Genomic DNA, 18,571 nt, shown 5'->3' on the forward strand with positions numbered 1-18,571 from the left:
TAGAAAGACCTTTGTTATTTGACAAAAAATTACGAATTTTGCAGGTCTTTTTCAAAAAGAAACGGTGTTGCAAAGAACTGTTAATTACTCCCCGAAACATACGTTTTGCTTCATAGCAATTTATTATTTAGAAATAAAAACTAAGGATAATAGCTATGTATAAGAAGCCTGTAATTGCTCTGCTTATTATTATATTTATCAATATAATGTTGTTAGGGTATTCAATGTTATATAGCTATACTGATAATTTGTGGGTGAAGAAAAATATCCGGTTTCTTACTTTGGCAAAAATATTTAGTTTTACAGATGACGAGACTAATGTTGCCGCCGACAGCCTCCTTCAGGCTTATTTGTCAAATACGGTAAGTAACGATTCGATACTGAGGCGCGATAATATTTCTAAAATAGGTCCTAAAAAACAAAATATTTTTTTATATAACCCTGAAGTTGGAGATGAAAGGGCGCTTGACAATTTTTTTGAACACATACTTCTAAAAAAAGACTCTCTTGTTATTCGTATTGCACATTACGGAGATTCTCAGCTTGAAGGCGACAGAATGTCTTATGTTATTCGCCAGAAAATGCATAAAAAATTTGGCGGCTCAGGCATAGGTTACGTGCCCATGAAAGACTTGGCGCCTGTCAGCTATATCCGGAAAAACAGTCGTAACTGGAAGAGATATACTGTTTTTCACGACAAATACAATACTAATTTTTATGGGCTTTCCGGTACCGTTTGCCTTTTTACAAAATATGCTGTCATGCAAGAAGAAGAAAGTGACAGCCTGAAAACAAATATTCCCGAAACAGAGCCTGCAGAAAATGATGTTGCTGTTTATTATAATGCGCATGTTATCGTTAAAGCCGGTACCAAATATTCTTATAATAATATTTCTTTTTTATATGGCAATACTGACGAAAAATGTGTTGTTAATTTTTATGACAATAACAACGGAACGAAAATAACAACCGATACGTTAACTCCAAGTAGGGGTGTGTGTATGCACAAAACGAATATTGGAAATGTACTTAACATTAAAATTGAATTCCTTGCCGACCAAAGTCCGGATTTTTACGGAATGTATTTTGACAGCTATCATGGTGTTCAGGTTGATAATTATGCTATACGGGGGCATTCCGGTGACGGGCTGTTGATGATAGATGATAATCATCTTGCCAAAATGCTTCAAATTACAAACACCAAACTCATAATATTTCAATATGGAGCGAATGCAGTACCTTATATCCGGTCAGAAAAAGTTTGTGATGCCATCGGAGACATATATTATAAATTATTTATGAAGTTCAAAAAGGCTGCCCCGGATATTAGCATCCTTGTCATTGGTGCAGGCGATATGGCCAGTGGTGGTGATGGCGGTTATACCTCTTACCGCTGGTTGCCCAAAATAAATGAAATGCAGAAAAACGCCGCCTTTAAAGCCGGGTGTGCTTATTGGGACCTTTTTAATATGATGGGAGGTGCTAACTCTATTCTTGTTTGGACTAAAAGAAATCTTGCAGTAACCAATGGGCATTTTTCTGCCCAAGGACAAGAAATTGTTGCTAACGAAATTGTGGAAGCTCTGATGATTGAATACAACAATTATATACATCAAAAGAAAAATAAAAACCTCAACTGATGTTACGTTCGTGGTATAAAAAAACAGCATTTTCTTTTTTACTGCTGGCAGTGACTTTACTGCTTGTATCCTCGGCATATATCAACCCTGTTTTTACAAAGAAAACAACAGACCCGCTGGTTATTAACCCGCAATATGTTGATTCGCTTATAAAATATCGTGCATATTATCCTTTTATTCGTTATGAAATTAATTTTATTGAATGGCAGAATGTTACTGCTGTCAGGAATTTTTTTCAGAAAGTGTCACAAACAGGCACAAGAAAACTGAAAATTCTCCACATCGGTGATTCTCATATTCAGGCCGACATACCTTCGGGATATATCCGTGAACGACTTCAGGAAGTTCTTGGTTATGGCGGAAGAGGCTTGATTTTTCCGTATAAGGCAGCCGCAACACATGCAGCTTATGATTATAAAACAAGTTGTACAGGAAAATGGGATTATAATAAAAGCATTCATCGCGACATTAAATACGATATGGGGCTTATTGGCGCAACTGTTTATACAAACGACAGCAATGCTTCTTTTAAGATTACTTTCAGAGAAGGATTTATACGTGAAAACTTTACATTAATAAAAATTTACTGTAAACAAGATTCACTGAGCTTTGACCTTAAAGTAAAAACAAATCAGGGAACTAGCCCGGTGCACATTGATTGTAATGATGTGAATTCCGGAAAACCATATGTGTCGTTTCAGATTTCAAATGCGACAGATACCTTAGAAGTGTTTGTTAATAAAACAGAAAAAAAACAAACCTTTTTTGAATGCTATGGGCTTATGATTGAAAGTAACGATGACAAGGGCATTTTATATTGCAGCACAGGTATCAATGGTGCCGGATATAGAAGTTTATTAAGGCAGAATGCTTTCGGGCAACAACTTACAGAACTGCAGCCAGATTTGGTAATAATTGATTTTGGCGCCAATGACTTCTATCGAGGAGCCTATAACGATAAAGACATGGAAGCAAACCTGGTGAAAATTATTGACATCATACAAAATGCATCCCCTGAAACTTCAATTTTAATTTCAAATGCCCAGAATATTTACGCAAGAAGAAAATACAACGTGCCCCAGTGCAAGGATTTTATGGAAATGACAAAAAGGGTAGCAGGCTATCGCAACTGTGCCTTTTATGATTACTATAATGTCAGCGGAGGAAATTTGTCAATGAATAAATGGTTGAAATACGGCCTGGCGCGCAACGACAAAGTTCATCTTTCCGCTCCGGGTTATTATATTCGCGGAGAATTATATCTGAATGCCATTTTAAACTCTTATGCTTGTTGGCTCCAAAATCAGGAAGAGGGCCTTATCGCTTCTAACCATGTTATTGATACGCTTACTTTAAAAAAGTATTTCAGTGAAGATATCAATTTTACAAAAGAAAACACCAAAACACAAAAGCCTGTTGCCTATAACAATGAAGAAGTGCTTGAAACAGATGATAACAATATCACATATTATAAAATACGTAGCGGAGATAACCTGGGCAGTATTGCAGAACGTTTTGGTGTTAAGGTCAGCCAGTTACAATACTGGAATGGATTGTCGGGGACTAAAATTATTGCCGGAGAAACTTTGATAATCTATAAGGGAGCAGCGAAGGCTACTCCACAAAACCCACAAAAAGAAAGTGTTCAGGGAAATAATAAAAAACCTGTTACTACAGCAACCCTTCCTGCAAATAAAAGAAAAATAGTGTATAAAGTAAATTCCGGAGATACCCTTTGGGCTATTGCAAAAAAATATAATACCAGTATCGAAATAATTAAACAGGCCAACAACCTGAAATCAGATAAACTGAGCATAGGGCAAACATTAATAATACCATAACGCGAGATGTTGAATTTTTCTTTTAACGATTTTTTGCTGAGCTTGCTTCACAACCCACTTAGCCCATTAACGTATCATTCGGTTTTGTTTGTAATATTATTTACTGTTTTTTATATTATTTATGTTTTAGTTTATAAGAATATCTCCTGGAGAAACATTATCCTGCTTGCCTTCAGCCTTTATTTTTATTACAAAATTAGTGGTGTTTATGTAATATCTCTTGTTCTTATTGCCAGCAGCGATTTTTTTATCGGCAAGCTAATGTTTGAGGCAAAAACGAAAAAATCAAAAAGAAACCTTTTATTACTTTCTTTGTTTATCAATATCGGCCTGTTGTTTTTTTTCAAATACACCAACTTTTTCCTGAATATATTTTTTGGTATTGTTACAGGGGAATCATCGCCAGTTGTGCTGGACCTTATAACCCCTATTGGAATTTCGTATTTTATTTTTAAAACGCTTTCATACATTCTTGATATTTACAAGAAAAATATCAGCGAACCCGAAAACAATTACATTAATTATCTTTTGTATGTTTCTTTTTTCCCGAATATATTATCGGGGCCTATACTTCGTGCCAGAGAGTTGCTGCCGCAATTTAAAAAATCGCTGGATTTGTCGAAAGAATTCATCAGCAAAGCATTTTTACTGATACTTATCGGGACTTTTAAAAAAATAGTTATCGCCGATTTTCTTGCGGTTAACCTTGTTGACAGGGTTTTTGTTTCACACGAGTATTTTACTTCCTTTGAATACCTTATGGCCGGCTATGGCTTTCTGGTGCAGCTTTATTTTGACTTTTCGGGCTATACCGATATTGTTATTGGGATAGCCATGTTACTTGGGTTCACAAGTACGGCAAATTTTAACAAACCCTTTCTTGCCCAGAATATATCGGAATTCTGGAGAAGGTGGCACATCACATTGTCAAACTGGTTGCGTGATTACATTTTTTCACCTATGTCCATCCGGTTAAGAAACTGGCGAAAAACGGGGCTTGTTTTTACGGTTTTTATTACGTTTTTGCTTTGCGGCCTATGGCACGATGCCAATTATACATACGTGGTGTGGGGCTCCCTGCATGGCCTGATTATGGGGTATGAAATACTTACCAGAGGCTTAAGAGTTAAAATTCAAAAAAGGGTAAACAAAAAAATATACAAGGCGCTGAGTATTTTTATTACATTTCACATTTTGATGTTAACATTTATAATTTTCCGTTCACCAGATATTTTGGTAGCATTTGACATGCTGAAACAAATTTTCACCGGAATTGATTTTTCTTTATCACTTCAATGGCTAGATTTGTATAAATTTACTTTCATTATGATGATTTTGGGCATTTTACTCCATTACACCCCCATGAGCTGGAATGTTAAATTTTCAAAAATCTTTTCCCGTATGCACTGGAGTTTTCAGGTTGTTATAATTTTTGTGGCAATCATTTTTATTTATCAGTTTTTTAGCACTGAAGCACAACCCTTTATATACCTTGATTTTTAAATTGATACCATGTCAGAATTTAAAATAATAAATAATCAGCACAATATTGCATACTATTGCACCCGGCATCAGTGTTTAACTGGAAATGCTGCGAAAACGGCCTTTATATGGATTGACCATACAGGAAAACGAGAGGTGTTTACGTTTGAGCAACTTGAAAAAGAAAGCAACCGTTATGCGAATGTATTATCGGGTATGGGAATAGAAAAAGGAGATATTGTTTTTACTTTTTTGCCCAAACTACCTGAACAATTTTTTGCTTTTCTCGGGATATTAAAAATACAGGCTGTTGCCGGGACATTATTTTCAAATTTTGGCGAAGAAGCGCTTTATGACCGTCTGAGCGACTGCGGCGCTAGAGTCGTGATAACAAAAAAAAGCCTGCTGAAAAAGATTTTACGCGCATTGCCACGTCTGGAAAAACTTGAATTTATTTTTGTCATTGATGAAGAAGAAAATAATGAAAAAGTTATAGGGCTTCCCAAATTGCTTGCCGGAGCATCTGAAACATTTACCATAACTCAGACGAACCCGGAGACACCCTCTGTCCTTCATTATACTTCAGGTTCAACGGGGAAACCCAAAGGCGTGCAACATATTCACAAGAGCATTCATACCCAAAGCCAGACAACACAGGAAGTCTTGTGCCTTAATGAAAATGATTTGTACTGGTGTACTGCCGACCAGGGATGGGTTACAGGAACATCCTATGGAATAATCGGGCCATGGAGCCTGGGCATTTCACAACTACATTATGGCGGGGCTTATCATGCCGAAACATGGATGAAGCTGATTGAAGAAGAAAAAGTTACAAAATGGTACACCGCACCCACAGCACTACGAATGCTGATGCGTGAAAACAAAACTCTTTTTGAAAAATTCAGCCTGAAACATCTTGAGCATATTTTTAGTGTCGGAGAACCATTAAATCCGGAAATAAATATTTGGGCTAAAAAAGTTTTGGGAAAGGAAATTTATGATACCTGGTTTCAAACGGAAACAGGCAGCATCATGATAAGCAACCGTCCGGGCATTGAAATCAAATCCGGCTCAATGGGAAAACCTGTTGATGATATTCATGCAGAAATTATTTCAGATACAGGAGAAATATGTTCTTCTTCTGAAACAGGGCATTTGTGTTTAAAAACTTCCTGGGATTCAATGTTTGTTGATTATCTGAACAACTCCAAAGTCTATAGAGAAAAATTTAAAAACGGGTATTATTATTCAGGGGATCTGGCTTTTAAGGACGAAGAAGGTTATTTGTATTTTATAGGTAGGAATGACGACGTTATAAATACGGCAGGGCATCTTATTAGCCCATTTGAAATTGAAAGTGTGTTGCTGGAAATCCCCGAGATTGCCGAGTCGGCAGTGATAGGCGCACCTGATGATATATTATACGAAAAGGTTGTCGCCTATATTCGGTTAAAAGATTTCCATTCGTGGACTGACGACCTTGAGCTGCGAATAAGGATATTTCTTTCAAACCGGCTATCTACCATTGCCACTCCTAAAGATATAAAAATTATTGAAGAAATCCCCAAAAATAAAAGTGGAAAAATAATGCGCAGGGTACTTAAAGCCATGTATAAAGGCGAAGACCCCGGAGATATTTCGACTCTGGAAATTTAAAAAACAATACCATGGATACATTTGATGAATTAAATAAAATTTTTTGCAAGGTGTTTTACGATGATGATATTAAAATCAGCCCTGAAACAACGGCAAATGATATTGACGGATGGGATTCTCTTTCTCATCTAAACCTGGTAGTTGCGGTGGAAAAGAACTTTGGTATTAAATTCAAAGACGAAGAGATAGATAAATGGAAGACAGTAGGAGAAATGTACAATTCTCTTCTTTTGCTTATTCAGCAGAAAAAATAAGAAGTGATTTATTAAAAGTAAATCAAAGCTTTTTACCTTCCGGCATTATAAAAGATATTTCATCTATCCAGAGTTTGCTGCCTACCTGGCCTTTACAGTTCATAAGGTCGTCCAGGCGGATACCCCCGCTGGAACATATTAGTAAAGTAATGGAATCGGGAGTCACGGTGCTATAATAAGTTAATGGCAGTTCTATATGTGTATAAGTAGTTACGGTATTTTTATATATAGCTCTGACAAGGGCAATGGTGTCTCTTTTGCTTTCTGTAGAATTAAATTTTGATAACAAAACAGAAATGAGGGCAGAGTCGCCGTTAACGGGCTCATATTTGTAATAACCATCAAAGGCAATTGGCCTTTTTGTATAAGGTTTGCCCACCCTGATGGTTGCATTGGGGATATCAAGGGAATCCGTTCCAATTAATCCGGGGATAAGTATGGGTTGCCCCATAGGGCTGAAACTTTTTGTTGTTAATAGTGCAGCATATTTTCCGGAATATGAATCCCGGGTGCTGTCGGCTGTTTGAGGGCCGGGGCCTCCTGCAGCAACAGGCAGGGTGTACAGATAATTAAGCGACCTTAAAAAATTCCCGGCCGGTTCCAGGCACTTAAAACCATTTCCATCATCCCAGTTCATCCATTGGTCAAGGCAGCCACCGGGAATATTTAATGTGCATTCCAACTTAACGGGAGGTTCTTCTTCGATATAATCAATGTATTTTCTGCATGAAGAAAATATGGCTAAAGAAACAAAAAAAACACAAAAAATAACCGTAAAAGAGTAATGTAATTTTTTCATTCTTACTAAACTTTGTAAACTATCTGAATAGATGTAACCCTCGGGGGTTCGACAGATATGGGCCTTAGTGAATATTCAGTGTTTAAAATATTGTTCATTAATACTGTAAATTTAAAATGTTTTTTCAGTTCGTAACTTAATCTTGCATCGAAAACAAAATCTCCGTCATGATGTTCCCTTCGGTAATCTCTTATACCGGTATCAAATAAACCCGGACGGTCGTTTTCATAGAAAAAGTTATCAATGTTGTACATAAATCCATAATATTTACCGCTGACCCCAAGTGAAAATCCTTTATACGTAAATTCCATATCAAGCTTGGCAAGTTGTTCAAAGCGGTATTTCAGAATATTTTCACGTGTGTCTGACGAGGTATTCATATAAGAAAATTCCCGTTGCAATAGAGTATCCACGTAATATATCTTGTCGGGTTCAAGACTGGTTGGCCGGGTAAAAGTATATCCGCCCATAACAGTCATTGAAAAATCTTTAGTAAACTTACCTTCTCCCATAAGGGTAATATCTATGCCCCATACTCGCGCATCGGCAGTGTTTAGGAATTTATAACCCAGATTTTTAGAAATATCATAACCCGAACTATCCGGTTTCATGTTTCTTCCCCAGAGCCCGGCATTAAATTCAACATAATTATCATATTCCTGCCAGAAACCACAGATATCAATAAAACCAACAAATTTTTTGATTTTAAACAATTGTTTGATGCCCAGCTCGGTATTCCAGCTGGTTTCTGATTTCAGGTCAGGATTAGGATAAATACCAAAATTGCCAGACATGGTAGAAATGTATCGTTCCCCTATACTTGGGAATCTGAAGCCCTGACCGAAGGAAGCCCTGATATAGGTTGCATTGGTAGCTTTTAAATTTACCCCAGCTCTGAAAATAGGCTTGTTGTCGGTGTAATCTGCCATTGTGTAATATTCCCATCTCACCCCGGCAGATACTGTTAAGCGCCTGAATAATTTCATTTCTCCCTGGGCATAAATAGCTATATTATCCGATGATTTTTCTCCAGCTTCACCAAAAATTCCCGAAAAAACCTTTCCGTAAGAGTATGCATACATATTCATGACTCCAACATTTATCACCGGGTCGCCTATTTTTGTTTTAAACATTTTAGAAAACTGGTATTCATTATAAACAAAATACGACATGGTTGACTGGTCGTTGCTGCCACCGCTGTTACAGTAAAAAAACCTGTTTTTTAACGAATGAGAAGCCCCTTTGGGTCCAAAATATTTTACATATGGATCCAAATAAAATTGGAAATCGGCAAAATTGGTTATGGCGCCGGGATATGAACGGAAAATGTTGGAGTCGGCATCCATCCAGAAAAAGGCTTGTGTGTTCTGAGAATACATGAAATTTCCATTTAATCCGTATGTCAAGCCTTCAAGGTGATTAGAACGAACTCTGGTTCCGAAATTAAGACGAATATTCTTTTCAAATTCACCCTTATCGTAATCGCCTGTAGTGTCATGTGGAGGAGCACCAATACAACCCGGATCTGAGAGAAAATTTCCGCCTATCACATAGTCAAAATTATTCACTCTGCGGGAATGTATAAAATTTGCCCCGAGAATTATGGGATTAAACCCATCCCAGGATTTTGTATATCGCCGTGGTGGCGTGCTGTAGATACCGCTATGCAAAGTAATTCTTGTTAAAGGCTTGTCTTTGGGATATGCCGTGCGGATGTTAATAGCTCCATTCAGTGCAGAAGAACCATAGGTAACACTGGAGGCCCCTTTTAACACTTCTATTTGTTCCACATCTTCCACGGGCAAAAAACTCCATACCGGGCGTCCGGCATCAGCCCTCATCATAGGAATTTCATCAATAAGTATCATGACACGGCTTCCCAGCCCGGAACTATACCCGCTTCCACCGCGGATTTGAGGTTCATTATCCACAATGGCAACGCCAGGAACAGACTCAATAGCTTTATCAAGAGTTAAAATGTTTTTATTTTCTAACATCGAGGGCTTGATAACCTCCATCGAATTGGTCGCATCTTCAAGTTTTTGTTCATATTTTGAAGCAGATACTACCGTAGTGTTTAATTCCGTAACAGAAACCTTCATCTTAATATTCAATGTTACAGTTTTCCCTGCTTTTGCGGTAATGGACTGAGAAATCTTTTCATAACCAATAGAGGAAAACATTATAATGTATTCTCCGGGTTTTACTTCAAACTGAAAATTTCCGTCCATATCACTGTTTGTGCCCCTTTGCTGGTCTTTAATACCAATGCTGGCAAAGGGTATAGGCTTATCTGTATCATCTTCCTTAACCGTACCTTTGATAATAGCGTTTTGCGATAATACTATTATCGGCAAAGCTGTAATAAAAAATAAAAAAGCGAAAAAAAGAATTTTTGTACGAAAAGTCATTTATATAGCTTAAGCAGAAATTAGTTATAATGATTAATGCAAAAGTAATAAATCTTACTGAACTGAAAACTTTTGGCTAAAACTCTGCCCGTTCTCAGAGACCACATTTGCAATGTAAATCCCTGCTTTAAAAACGCTTAAATTAATATAAGATTCTTTGGACAGTTGATTTAATTGTGAAGTATATATGGCCTGGCCACTGATGTTATAAATAATTACTTTAGCTTCAGCAGAATAATTTGCCGGCCTGCAAATCACCAAGTTATTATTTCTTGTGTAAATATTAATTTCTTCGTTGGCATTTTCGTTTTCAATACCATTAGGATTATAAATTAATGACAAATCATCAACATACAGGCTGTCTCCTCCGGAACCGCCTCCCGGGGTTTTGTTGGTGGTAAAAGTTATTTGAATAAAGTCGGGCGAAGATGCCGGCCCTGTATATTCAAAAGGAATGCTTAACCGTTCCCACTGCCCGTTCGTAGAAGCTACATGTTTTGTGGCAATTCCAACAACATGCGGTGCCGATGATGCGTCAATCGGGTCTTTGAGGTCATAAGTATCATGAATAATAGCCCTGATACGCGCAGAGTCAGTTCCTCCGCTGTTAGATGGTTTAAATCTTACCCAAACTACCAGAGAATCGGGATTGGCACCCAGAGCTTCACTGAAGGGTGTTTGTGCAGTATAAGTAATATTATAATTGCTGGGGTCGCTAGGAGTTGCACTACTCATGTTAATCTGTCCCGTGGTGAAATTCCCGTTGGCAACGATTGACATGATTTCTTTTGACCAGATGACACAGCTATAAGTCCCCGATGTCCCCGGCCTAGTGAGTGGCGACCTTTTTATTTGCTGTGATGCCAGATAGGAAAGAATACCTGAAGCTGTTTTAAAAGAATTCCATTCTAAGGGTTCTTCTGTTGCAGAACCAACATTTTCCCAGTCTTCAAATCCTGAATTATTTATCTGTGTTTGTGCATTTGTGAAACAGGCAATACCTGATGACAATAAAAGCGATAAAAATAATGCTTTGAACTTCATGTTTCTAATTTTAAATTAATAAATACTCTAAAACCGGGGCAAAATTACAATAAAATTCTTCTTTTTTATATAAACGGAATATACCTGTTTCATTGAACGTTTTTAAAGTACTGATAATTAGAATTGTGTAAAATTTTATTAACAAAATTTAAGATATTTAAGAAAAAAAACCTTTTCAATGGTTAAATAAAATAAATTTGTTTCAATAATAAATATAATATGCTGATAAAAACTTTTGGGAGCGCTATAATAGGTATAGATGCAATTACTATTACGGTGGAGGTTAACATTGACACAGGAATACAATTTTTTATCGTGGGCCTTCCCGACAGTGCGGTAAAAGAAAGCCAGCAACGCATAGTAGCTTCTTTTAAAAATAACGGTTTTAATTATCCGGGTAAAAGAATCGTTATTAATATGGCGCCTGCCGATATCCGGAAGGAAGGCTCTGCTTATGACCTCACCATTGCGCTGGGAATTCTTGCGGCTTCGCAACAGTTGAAACCGGACAATCTGGATAAGTATATTATAATGGGAGAATTGTCGCTGGATGGCAGCCTGCAGCCGATAAAAGGCGCATTACCCATAGCCATTGAGGCCAGAAAACAAGGATTTAAAGGGTTTATTCTTCCGAAAGACAATGCCCAGGAAGCTGCTATTGTGAACAACCTTGAAGTTATCGGCGTTTCTGACTTGAAGCAGGTAGTGGACTTTTTGAATGGCGATATTGAAATAGAGCCAATAAGTGTTAACACCCGTGATGAGTTTTATACAAAACTGAATGAATACGAATTTGATTTTTCTGATGTGAAGGGACAGGAAAATATAAAAAGGGCATTGGAAATAGCTGCGGCAGGCGGACACAACGTTATTTTTATCGGTCCTCCCGGTGCCGGAAAAACCATGCTGGCAAAGCGACTGCCATCCATACTGCCTCCGCTGAACCTTCACGAAGCTCTTGAAACCACAAAGATTCACTCGGTGTCGGGCAAACTGCCTAAAAACGCTTCCCTTGTTTCCGTGAGGCCTTTTCGTTCTCCACATCATACCATCAGCGATGTGGCTTTGGTTGGAGGCGGCAGTTTTCCACAACCGGGAGAAATATCTATGGCGCATAACGGCGTACTTTTTCTGGATGAATTGCCTGAATTTAAACGGACAGTACTGGAAGTACTCCGGCAGCCGGTTGAGGATAGAGTTGTTACCATTTCGAGGGCAAAATTCACTGTAGAATATCCTGCAAGTTTTATGCTGGTGGCGGCCATGAACCCCTGCCCTTGCGGATATTACAACCATCCGGAAAAGGAATGTGTCTGCGGTCCCGGTATTGTTCAGAAATATTTGAATAAAGTTTCCGGCCCCCTGCTCGACCGTATAGACATTCATGTAGAGGTAACCCCGGTTCCTTTCAGAGAATTAAGTAAGGCGCAATCTAGCGAGAAAAGTGAAGTTATCAGGAAACGGGTAGTATCGGCTCGCTCTATACAGGAGCAACGATTTAAAGAAATACAGGGTGTGTATTGTAATGCACAAATGAACACCAAATTATTACAGACCTACTGCCACATCAACGAATCGGGCATGATATTACTGAAAAATGCTATGGAAAAACTCAGCTTGTCGGCACGGGCCTATGACCGCATTCTCAAGGTCGCACGTACTATTGCTGATTTGGATGGCGTGGATGATATTCAGAATCATCATCTTGCCGAAGCCATACAATACCGTAGTTTGGATAGGGAGAACTGGGCGGGATAGATTCTTTTTATCCCAGCATCGCCACCAATTCAGCTACCCGGTTTGAATAGCCGAATTCATTATCGTACCAGCCAATTTCTAAAGAAATATTTTTTTTCAGTTACTTGTAATTAAAATAAAGTACGCTTGTATTTTATTAATTTGTAGATTATATTTGCCGTTAAGTAAATGTAAACCCATATTAAAATGACATAACTCTATATAAAATCATAAAAAGGCGTTAGCTTTTATTTGTGTTTCTGAAAATCGCCAGTTTTCAAAAACGACTACATGGATAATAAGTGTAACGCTCACGCAACGGCGTGGGCTTAACTTATTTGTAGTCGTGGGTGTCTGGCGATACCTCAGAAACGAATAAAGTTACAGTTCCACGCTTTTTTATTTTTTACCCCACAAATGATTTTGGAACTGAAACAGCAAAATAATGTTTAACTAAAAATTTAAAAAGACATGAAAAATTTAATTTATTTTTTTGTAATTTTATTTGCATTATTTATGGGATGCAAAAAAGAAACAAATGAAGCAATTGTTAATGTTTCAAAAGATTTGATTAAAGAAATGAATTACTATGTGCCGGATGTTACTCAGATTGAAACTATTGTTAGTAATTTTCAAAAAGAGAAAATTGCTTATCAGGAACATATTTCTGGAAATAAAGATTTGGTAATAATTGGCGATAAAGCCATAGATTTATCCATTTTCCTTATGGAGGCCGTATTAAATTTTGAAAGAGGAAATATTGAAGATACAACTTTAATTTTTGAAAAAAATGAAAAGATGGAATTTACAGTTAATACCAAAGGATATGATTATGAAGGAAAAATTTTGTTAGATGGTAATGATTTAATGATTAAATATATTGAAGCTGAAAAATTTGCTATTGATAATAATATTGATGAATACCTTAAATTTGTTAATATAACATTACAAAAAATTGAGAATGACTTAGCATATTTTGATGCAGAGAAAGTAGTTACAAAAAAAGGTTTGTTCGTGCTTGGTGAAGAAGAATTTGATGCAAATACAGTACCGGTAATGGCAGTTGATCCCTTAATATGTGCTGGCTACACTTCATCATTGCCTGGTTATAAGCTAATTGATCAAAAAATTTTCACTCAAAATTATAGCTCTCCGGTGTGTATAAATGGAGGAAGTATTATCTATTATAATTTTTCACCGCCACATTTTGCTTTATGGGGTAATACGTTTGTAAACGATCCTGTCCTTGGAACGGGAACACTTGGAAACTTAGGATTAGTGTTTGATGTCAGTGCTCAACACGTTTGGCCAAATTCATGCTTAGATTATACTAAGCTCAATCAATATTTAAATGGTGCAAGAAAAATATACAAAAGATGGATGGAGACATTTCCTTCAAATTTAACAGTTATTGAATACAGGATGGAAAAATATAAAGAGCATATCTTAATTGACGATTTCTACTATATTGCTATGCCTATAAAATATACAACAGCAAATTGGTATTGTACTGCTATGAATAATTAAAATTTCAACATGAGAAACATTGTTTTATTTGTTGTGATTATTTTTTTATTTTTTAACGAATTGTATTCGCAATCAAATTGTTTTATTAAGAGAATAACCAATAACGAATACGACAATGTTTCTTTTTCAATTAAAGAAGGTATAAACAATAATTATTATTTAATAGTTAGAAAACAAGATTTTATCACTGGAATAAATTCGAAAAAATATATTTATCAAATTGATGAAATTGGCGATATAAAAGATAGTATTTTAATAGACTCAATTCTTGGGAAAAAGAACTCAACTATAACCCCAATAATAAATTATCAAAATGCTTTTCTTTATTATAGTACATTATCAGATAACGATTACCATTATCTTTATGTTTCTGTTTTGGATACTAATTTGCAGGTTCTAAATGAAAAAATTATTGATACATTATTGGTAAATGAATGGGTTATGGATTATATCTTGTGTTATGATGGATCACATGTTTTTTTAACAGCAACAAATGAAAATAGCTCATGGTGTTACAACATATATAAGTTTGACTCTGTTTTTAATTTAAATAAAAAATTTGACAAGGAATATTGTGATGGTTATAATTCCAGTATTGTTTTTATTAAAAAGGATAGTACTTATCTGATTACGACAAGAAATTGGATTGTAAAAACTAGTTACGATTTCAGTTCTTTTGATACGGTAATTAATAGATGGCAAACTGAAAATATATTTACATGGTGTCAAACAAAAACTTATAATGATAGTATTTATTTTGAATCTGCAATTACTAGCGGCGATATTAATTATTCTTTCCCGGGCTTTTATGCTCGCAAGATAAATGCTGAAATTGTTGACACGTTTACTTTTTCAACTATTTATGAAAAAAATGACATAACACAATTCAAGGATTTTTATAGTTTTACAACACCTGACACATTATTTTATTGTTCGAATGCTTCTTCGGTTTATTTTGACGAGCAGGGTTTGAGCGGTATTTTAGTTGTTAAATTTAATATGGATAAAAATGTTTTTTGGCAAAAATATTTTGGTTTTGATGGCAATTATCAGGTTGGTAGTATTGAAGCTACGTCAGATGGAGGTTGTATTGTACAATGGAGTTTCTGGGACTGGATTAATTATCCTTCATATTCTTTGCAGGGAGATATCGTTTTAATAAAGACAGATAAAAACGGCAACGCACCTGTTGGGATGAATGAAAATGTTTATGTAAGTGAAAAACAAGTATTGGTTTATCCTAACCCCGCTCAGAATATTATAAATTTTGAAACCGGATTATACAAGGAGCTTTCTCTGGAAATTTATAGCCCGTCAGGCATGTTGTTGCAGAAACAACATTTAAAACAAGGTAAAAATGCTATCACTATTTCCAAACTTAGTCAGGGAGTATATTTTTATCGTTTAATAAAAAACAAGCCCTTAGAGAGTGGAACTTTTATAAAAATGTAACACTAAATTTACCCCAGCATCGCCACCAATTCAGCCACTCTGTTGGAATAACCGAATTCGTTGTCGTACCAGCCAATAACTTTTACAAAATTCCTGTCAATAAGCTGCGTAAGTTTTGAATCGAAGATGCAGGAATGTTTGTTCCCGATAATATCCACACTCACTATGGGGTCGGTGCAATATTCCATGATGCCTTTCAGGCTTGTTTCCGCAGCATTTTTCATAGCAGCATTTATTTCTTCTTTTGTTGTTGGCTTTTCAAGTTCACATGTAAGATCCACAATGGAACCATCTGGTGTGGGAACGCGCATAGCCATTCCGTCAAGCTTTCCGCTGAGTTCAGGGATAACCAACCCTATTGCTTTAGCAGCGCCGGTGCTTGTGGGAATAATAGAAATAGCTGCTGCGCGCGCGCGGCGCAGGTCTTTGTGTGGGGCATCCAGTATTATCTGGTCGTTGGTGTATGAGTGAATAGTGTTCATCAGCCCGCGACGGATGCCGAAATTATCGTTCAAAACTTTTGCCATGGGCGCCAGGCAGTTTGTGGTGCACGAAGCATTACTCAGAATTTTATCGTCTTTGCGCAAAGCCTGATTGTTTACACCAAGAACAATGGTATTGTCAACGTCGTCTTTTGATTCAGAGGGTACGGTAAGAACAATTTTCTGTGCTCCGGCATCCAGATGTTTTTGCAGTTTTTCCCTTTTGCGGAAAACTCCGGTTGATTCAACAACAACATTCACGCCCAGGTCTTTCCATGGCAGCAGGGCAGGATCTTTTTCGGCAAATACCCGGTATTTTTTTCCGTCAATTATTAAATAATTTTCTTCATAAGACACCTCACCGGCATATTTTCCGTGAACAGAATCGTATGTAAATAAATGCGCCAGGGTTTTTGCATCTGTCAAATCGTTAAGGGCAACAACATTCACATGGTTCATCTGAGCCAGCGCCCGTAATGTAAGCCTTCCTATACGGCCAAATCCATTGATTGCTACTTTTATTTCAGACATAATAATCGTTTTTATTGAGTTACTAATTAAGTCACAAAATTAGAATTAAATCGGATAATGAAGAATAAAAAAAGGAGGAAAAACCTCCCTTTAATTATTTGGTTATGGTGTAGTGCATTTTTAATGGAAAAGAGTAACTGTTCCCTTTGTTTTATGTTTTATATATTTTGAGTCAAGATATTCAATAATATAAACATAGGTTCCTGTTTCCACCGGGGAGTCGTTGTATTCTCCGTTCCAGCAATCAGTTATTGACTGGCTTTCAAAAACCTGTTTGCCCCAGCGGTCATAAATACGCATTCTAAATCCTTCTTCTATGATTCCATATCCCTGAGCGCAGAAATATTGATTTTTCGGGTCATCATTGGGCGTGAAAGCATTCGGAACATAAATGGCATGAGTAGGTATGATGCGAACGTACTGTGATGTGGTGTCCACGCATCCATGGTTGGAAGTAACTACCAAAGTGACAAGATACGTGCCTGTATCTTCCATCTGAGGAAAGTTGTAATAGATATCTCCGTAATAATAACAATGCGTGTTGTTCTGGGCAATACTGTTGTACCCGTCTCCAAAATCCCAGTACCACTGAGTGATATTTCCCAGAGAGTTATCAAAAAAGCTGAAAGTAGGGTCAAGGATGGTTGTGAAATTTTGCGGCGAAGATGAAAAAATAGCTACAGGTTTGGGGTAAACAACAATATATCCGGGTTTTACAAGTGTGGTGGTATAATTTCCAGGATTGGTAATTGTTAGTGTAACGTCATAGGTACCCGGGTCGGTATAATAAGCAATGGGGTCTTCTTCGTAAGAAAAAGTATTGTTTCCAAAATCCCATACATAAGTTGCCCCCGGTTTCACGCGGGAAGATAAATCTGTAAACTGTACAGTCAGCGGTTCACAGCCTGCTACAGGATACGCTTCAAAATCTACAACAGGATAAATAGGTATTACAATAACGGTAACATTGGCTGAGTTCTGACAGCCGTTGGCATCGGTGCCGACAACCATATAGTTGGTTGTTTCTCCCGGAGATACCACAGGGCAGGGTAAGGTGTTTTGTCCTGACAATGAAACGTCCATTGGATTTGAAATCCATGAATAAGAAACTCCGCCACTCCCACACAAAACCGTTGATTCTCCATCATAAATAGACATAGGGTTTGCTGTTGCCGTTATTGTCGGCAAAGGATTTACAAAAACCGTAACAGAATCTACAGCATCACATACATTGTAAATTGTACAATAATAAGTTGTTGTTACAGCAGGTTGTACCGATATCGAAGGCGTTCCCTGGCCGGTATTCCACAAATAGCCTGTCCCTCCAACAGCATTGAGATTGGCCACATCTCCCGCACAAATGGTAACATCCGGACCGGCATCTGCCGTTAATGAGCCCACGGTAATAGCAATACTTTCTGTTGCTGAGGAACTGCAAAGATCCGTAACAGTAACATAATAAATTGTTGAGGCCGGCGGATTAATGGTTGCCGAAGAAACATTGCCTATACCGTTATCCCAGTTATAATTGTACGGAGGGAATCCTCCACTGGCATTTACCCATATAGTAGCAGGGTCTCCACAGATAAGCGTATCGTTCGAAGAAACAAGAGAGACAGGAGAATTGTCAATAATACTAATAGGAATATTTGAATTGCCTCCGCAAATAATGGTTTGAACATTGAAAATAACAGTTTCTGTCCCTTCAGTAAGTC

The 18,571-nt window shown here is 37.1% G+C and carries 13 protein-coding genes; 8 read left to right on the top strand and 5 right to left on the bottom strand.

The window, feature by feature from the left end; translation table 11 throughout:
* Positions 1-155 precede the first annotated feature (155 nt).
* Genes M0R16_12570 through M0R16_12590 form a run of 5 tightly spaced genes read left to right on the top strand, consistent with a single transcriptional unit; the run spans position 156 to position 6,873 of the window.
* Positions 156-1,640 (top strand): hypothetical protein, encoded by a 1,485-nt coding sequence (locus M0R16_12570; protein ID MCK9613706.1) that lies wholly within the window; start codon positions 156-158, stop codon positions 1,638-1,640.
* Positions 1,640-3,481, top strand: a complete 1,842-nt coding sequence (locus M0R16_12575; GenBank protein MCK9613707.1) for a LysM peptidoglycan-binding domain-containing protein — start codon at positions 1,640-1,642, stop codon at positions 3,479-3,481. Before M0R16_12570 ends, M0R16_12575 begins: the two co-directional genes overlap by 1 nt.
* A 6-nt stretch (positions 3,482-3,487) precedes the next feature.
* Positions 3,488-4,984 carry a hypothetical protein gene (locus tag M0R16_12580; protein MCK9613708.1) on the top strand — a complete coding sequence of 499 codons (1,497 nt, stop codon included), beginning with the start codon at positions 3,488-3,490 and terminating at the stop codon, positions 4,982-4,984.
* Between the two features lie 9 nt (positions 4,985-4,993).
* A complete protein-coding gene (locus tag M0R16_12585; GenBank protein ID MCK9613709.1) occupies positions 4,994-6,619 on the top strand; it encodes an AMP-binding protein in 1,626 nt (541 codons plus the stop codon).
* An 11-nt stretch (positions 6,620-6,630) separates the two neighbouring features.
* Positions 6,631-6,873, top strand: coding sequence for an acyl carrier protein (locus tag M0R16_12590; protein MCK9613710.1), 243 nt, complete (start codon positions 6,631-6,633; stop codon positions 6,871-6,873).
* Between the two features lie 22 nt (positions 6,874-6,895).
* Here the strand turns inward: M0R16_12590 and M0R16_12595 are convergent, their stop codons facing one another.
* The 3 genes from M0R16_12595 to M0R16_12605 are packed head-to-tail and all read right to left on the bottom strand — an operon-like array spanning position 6,896 to position 11,127.
* A complete protein-coding gene (locus M0R16_12595) occupies positions 6,896-7,672 on the bottom strand; it encodes a PCMD domain-containing protein (protein MCK9613711.1) in 777 nt (258 codons plus the stop codon).
* A gap of 5 nt (positions 7,673-7,677) precedes the next feature.
* Positions 7,678-10,083, bottom strand: coding sequence for a TonB-dependent receptor (locus M0R16_12600; protein ID MCK9613712.1), 2,406 nt, complete (start codon positions 10,081-10,083; stop codon positions 7,678-7,680).
* Between the two features lie 54 nt (positions 10,084-10,137).
* Positions 10,138-11,127, bottom strand: coding sequence for a T9SS type A sorting domain-containing protein (locus tag M0R16_12605; GenBank protein MCK9613713.1), 990 nt, complete (start codon positions 11,125-11,127; stop codon positions 10,138-10,140).
* A gap of 219 nt (positions 11,128-11,346) precedes the next feature.
* Between M0R16_12605 and M0R16_12610 the strand changes: the two genes are divergently transcribed.
* From M0R16_12610 to M0R16_12620, 3 genes are all read left to right on the top strand, one after another.
* Entirely contained in the window at positions 11,347-12,885 is a 1,539-nt protein-coding gene (locus tag M0R16_12610) for a YifB family Mg chelatase-like AAA ATPase (GenBank protein ID MCK9613714.1), read from the top strand.
* A 450-nt stretch (positions 12,886-13,335) separates the two neighbouring features.
* Entirely contained in the window at positions 13,336-14,391 is a 1,056-nt protein-coding gene (locus tag M0R16_12615; protein MCK9613715.1) for a hypothetical protein, read from the top strand.
* 9 nt (positions 14,392-14,400) lie between these two features.
* Entirely contained in the window at positions 14,401-15,843 is a 1,443-nt protein-coding gene (locus tag M0R16_12620) for a T9SS type A sorting domain-containing protein (protein MCK9613716.1), read from the top strand.
* 8 nt (positions 15,844-15,851) lie between these two features.
* Here M0R16_12620 and gap read toward each other — a convergent pair whose 3' ends face one another.
* Positions 15,852-16,856: a type I glyceraldehyde-3-phosphate dehydrogenase gene (gap, locus tag M0R16_12625; GenBank protein MCK9613717.1), complete on the bottom strand. Its 1,005-nt coding sequence runs from the start codon at positions 16,854-16,856 to the stop codon at positions 15,852-15,854.
* A gap of 120 nt (positions 16,857-16,976) precedes the next feature.
* Positions 16,977-18,571, bottom strand: a 1,595-nt coding sequence (locus M0R16_12630) for a gliding motility-associated C-terminal domain-containing protein (protein MCK9613718.1), incomplete at its 5' end; no start/stop codon positions are given.

Source organism: Bacteroidales bacterium (assembly GCA_023228145.1).
GTDB lineage: Bacteria > Bacteroidota > Bacteroidia > Bacteroidales > CAIWKO01 > CAIWKO01.

What these genes read in the sequence shown, in the direction of transcription:
- M0R16_12620 (MCK9613716.1), top strand. Translation starts at nt 14,401, where the DNA reads ATGAGAAACATTGTTTTATTTGTTGTGATTATTTTTTTATTTTTTAAC.
- M0R16_12610 (MCK9613714.1), top strand. Translation starts at nt 11,347, where the DNA reads ATGCTGATAAAAACTTTTGGGAGCGCTATAATAGGTATAGATGCAATT.
- M0R16_12605 (MCK9613713.1), bottom strand. Translation starts at nt 11,127, where the DNA reads ATGAAGTTCAAAGCATTATTTTTATCGCTTTTATTGTCATCAGGTATT.
- M0R16_12600 (MCK9613712.1), bottom strand. Translation starts at nt 10,083, where the DNA reads ATGACTTTTCGTACAAAAATTCTTTTTTTCGCTTTTTTATTTTTTATT.
- M0R16_12615 (MCK9613715.1), top strand. Translation starts at nt 13,336, where the DNA reads ATGAAAAATTTAATTTATTTTTTTGTAATTTTATTTGCATTATTTATG.
- M0R16_12585 (MCK9613709.1), top strand. Translation starts at nt 4,994, where the DNA reads ATGTCAGAATTTAAAATAATAAATAATCAGCACAATATTGCATACTAT.
- gap (MCK9613717.1), bottom strand. Translation starts at nt 16,856, where the DNA reads ATGTCTGAAATAAAAGTAGCAATCAATGGATTTGGCCGTATAGGAAGG.
- M0R16_12595 (MCK9613711.1), bottom strand. Translation starts at nt 7,672, where the DNA reads ATGAAAAAATTACATTACTCTTTTACGGTTATTTTTTGTGTTTTTTTT.
- M0R16_12570 (MCK9613706.1), top strand. Translation starts at nt 156, where the DNA reads ATGTATAAGAAGCCTGTAATTGCTCTGCTTATTATTATATTTATCAAT.
- M0R16_12580 (MCK9613708.1), top strand. Translation starts at nt 3,488, where the DNA reads ATGTTGAATTTTTCTTTTAACGATTTTTTGCTGAGCTTGCTTCACAAC.
- M0R16_12590 (MCK9613710.1), top strand. Translation starts at nt 6,631, where the DNA reads ATGGATACATTTGATGAATTAAATAAAATTTTTTGCAAGGTGTTTTAC.
- M0R16_12575 (MCK9613707.1), top strand. Translation starts at nt 1,640, where the DNA reads ATGTTACGTTCGTGGTATAAAAAAACAGCATTTTCTTTTTTACTGCTG.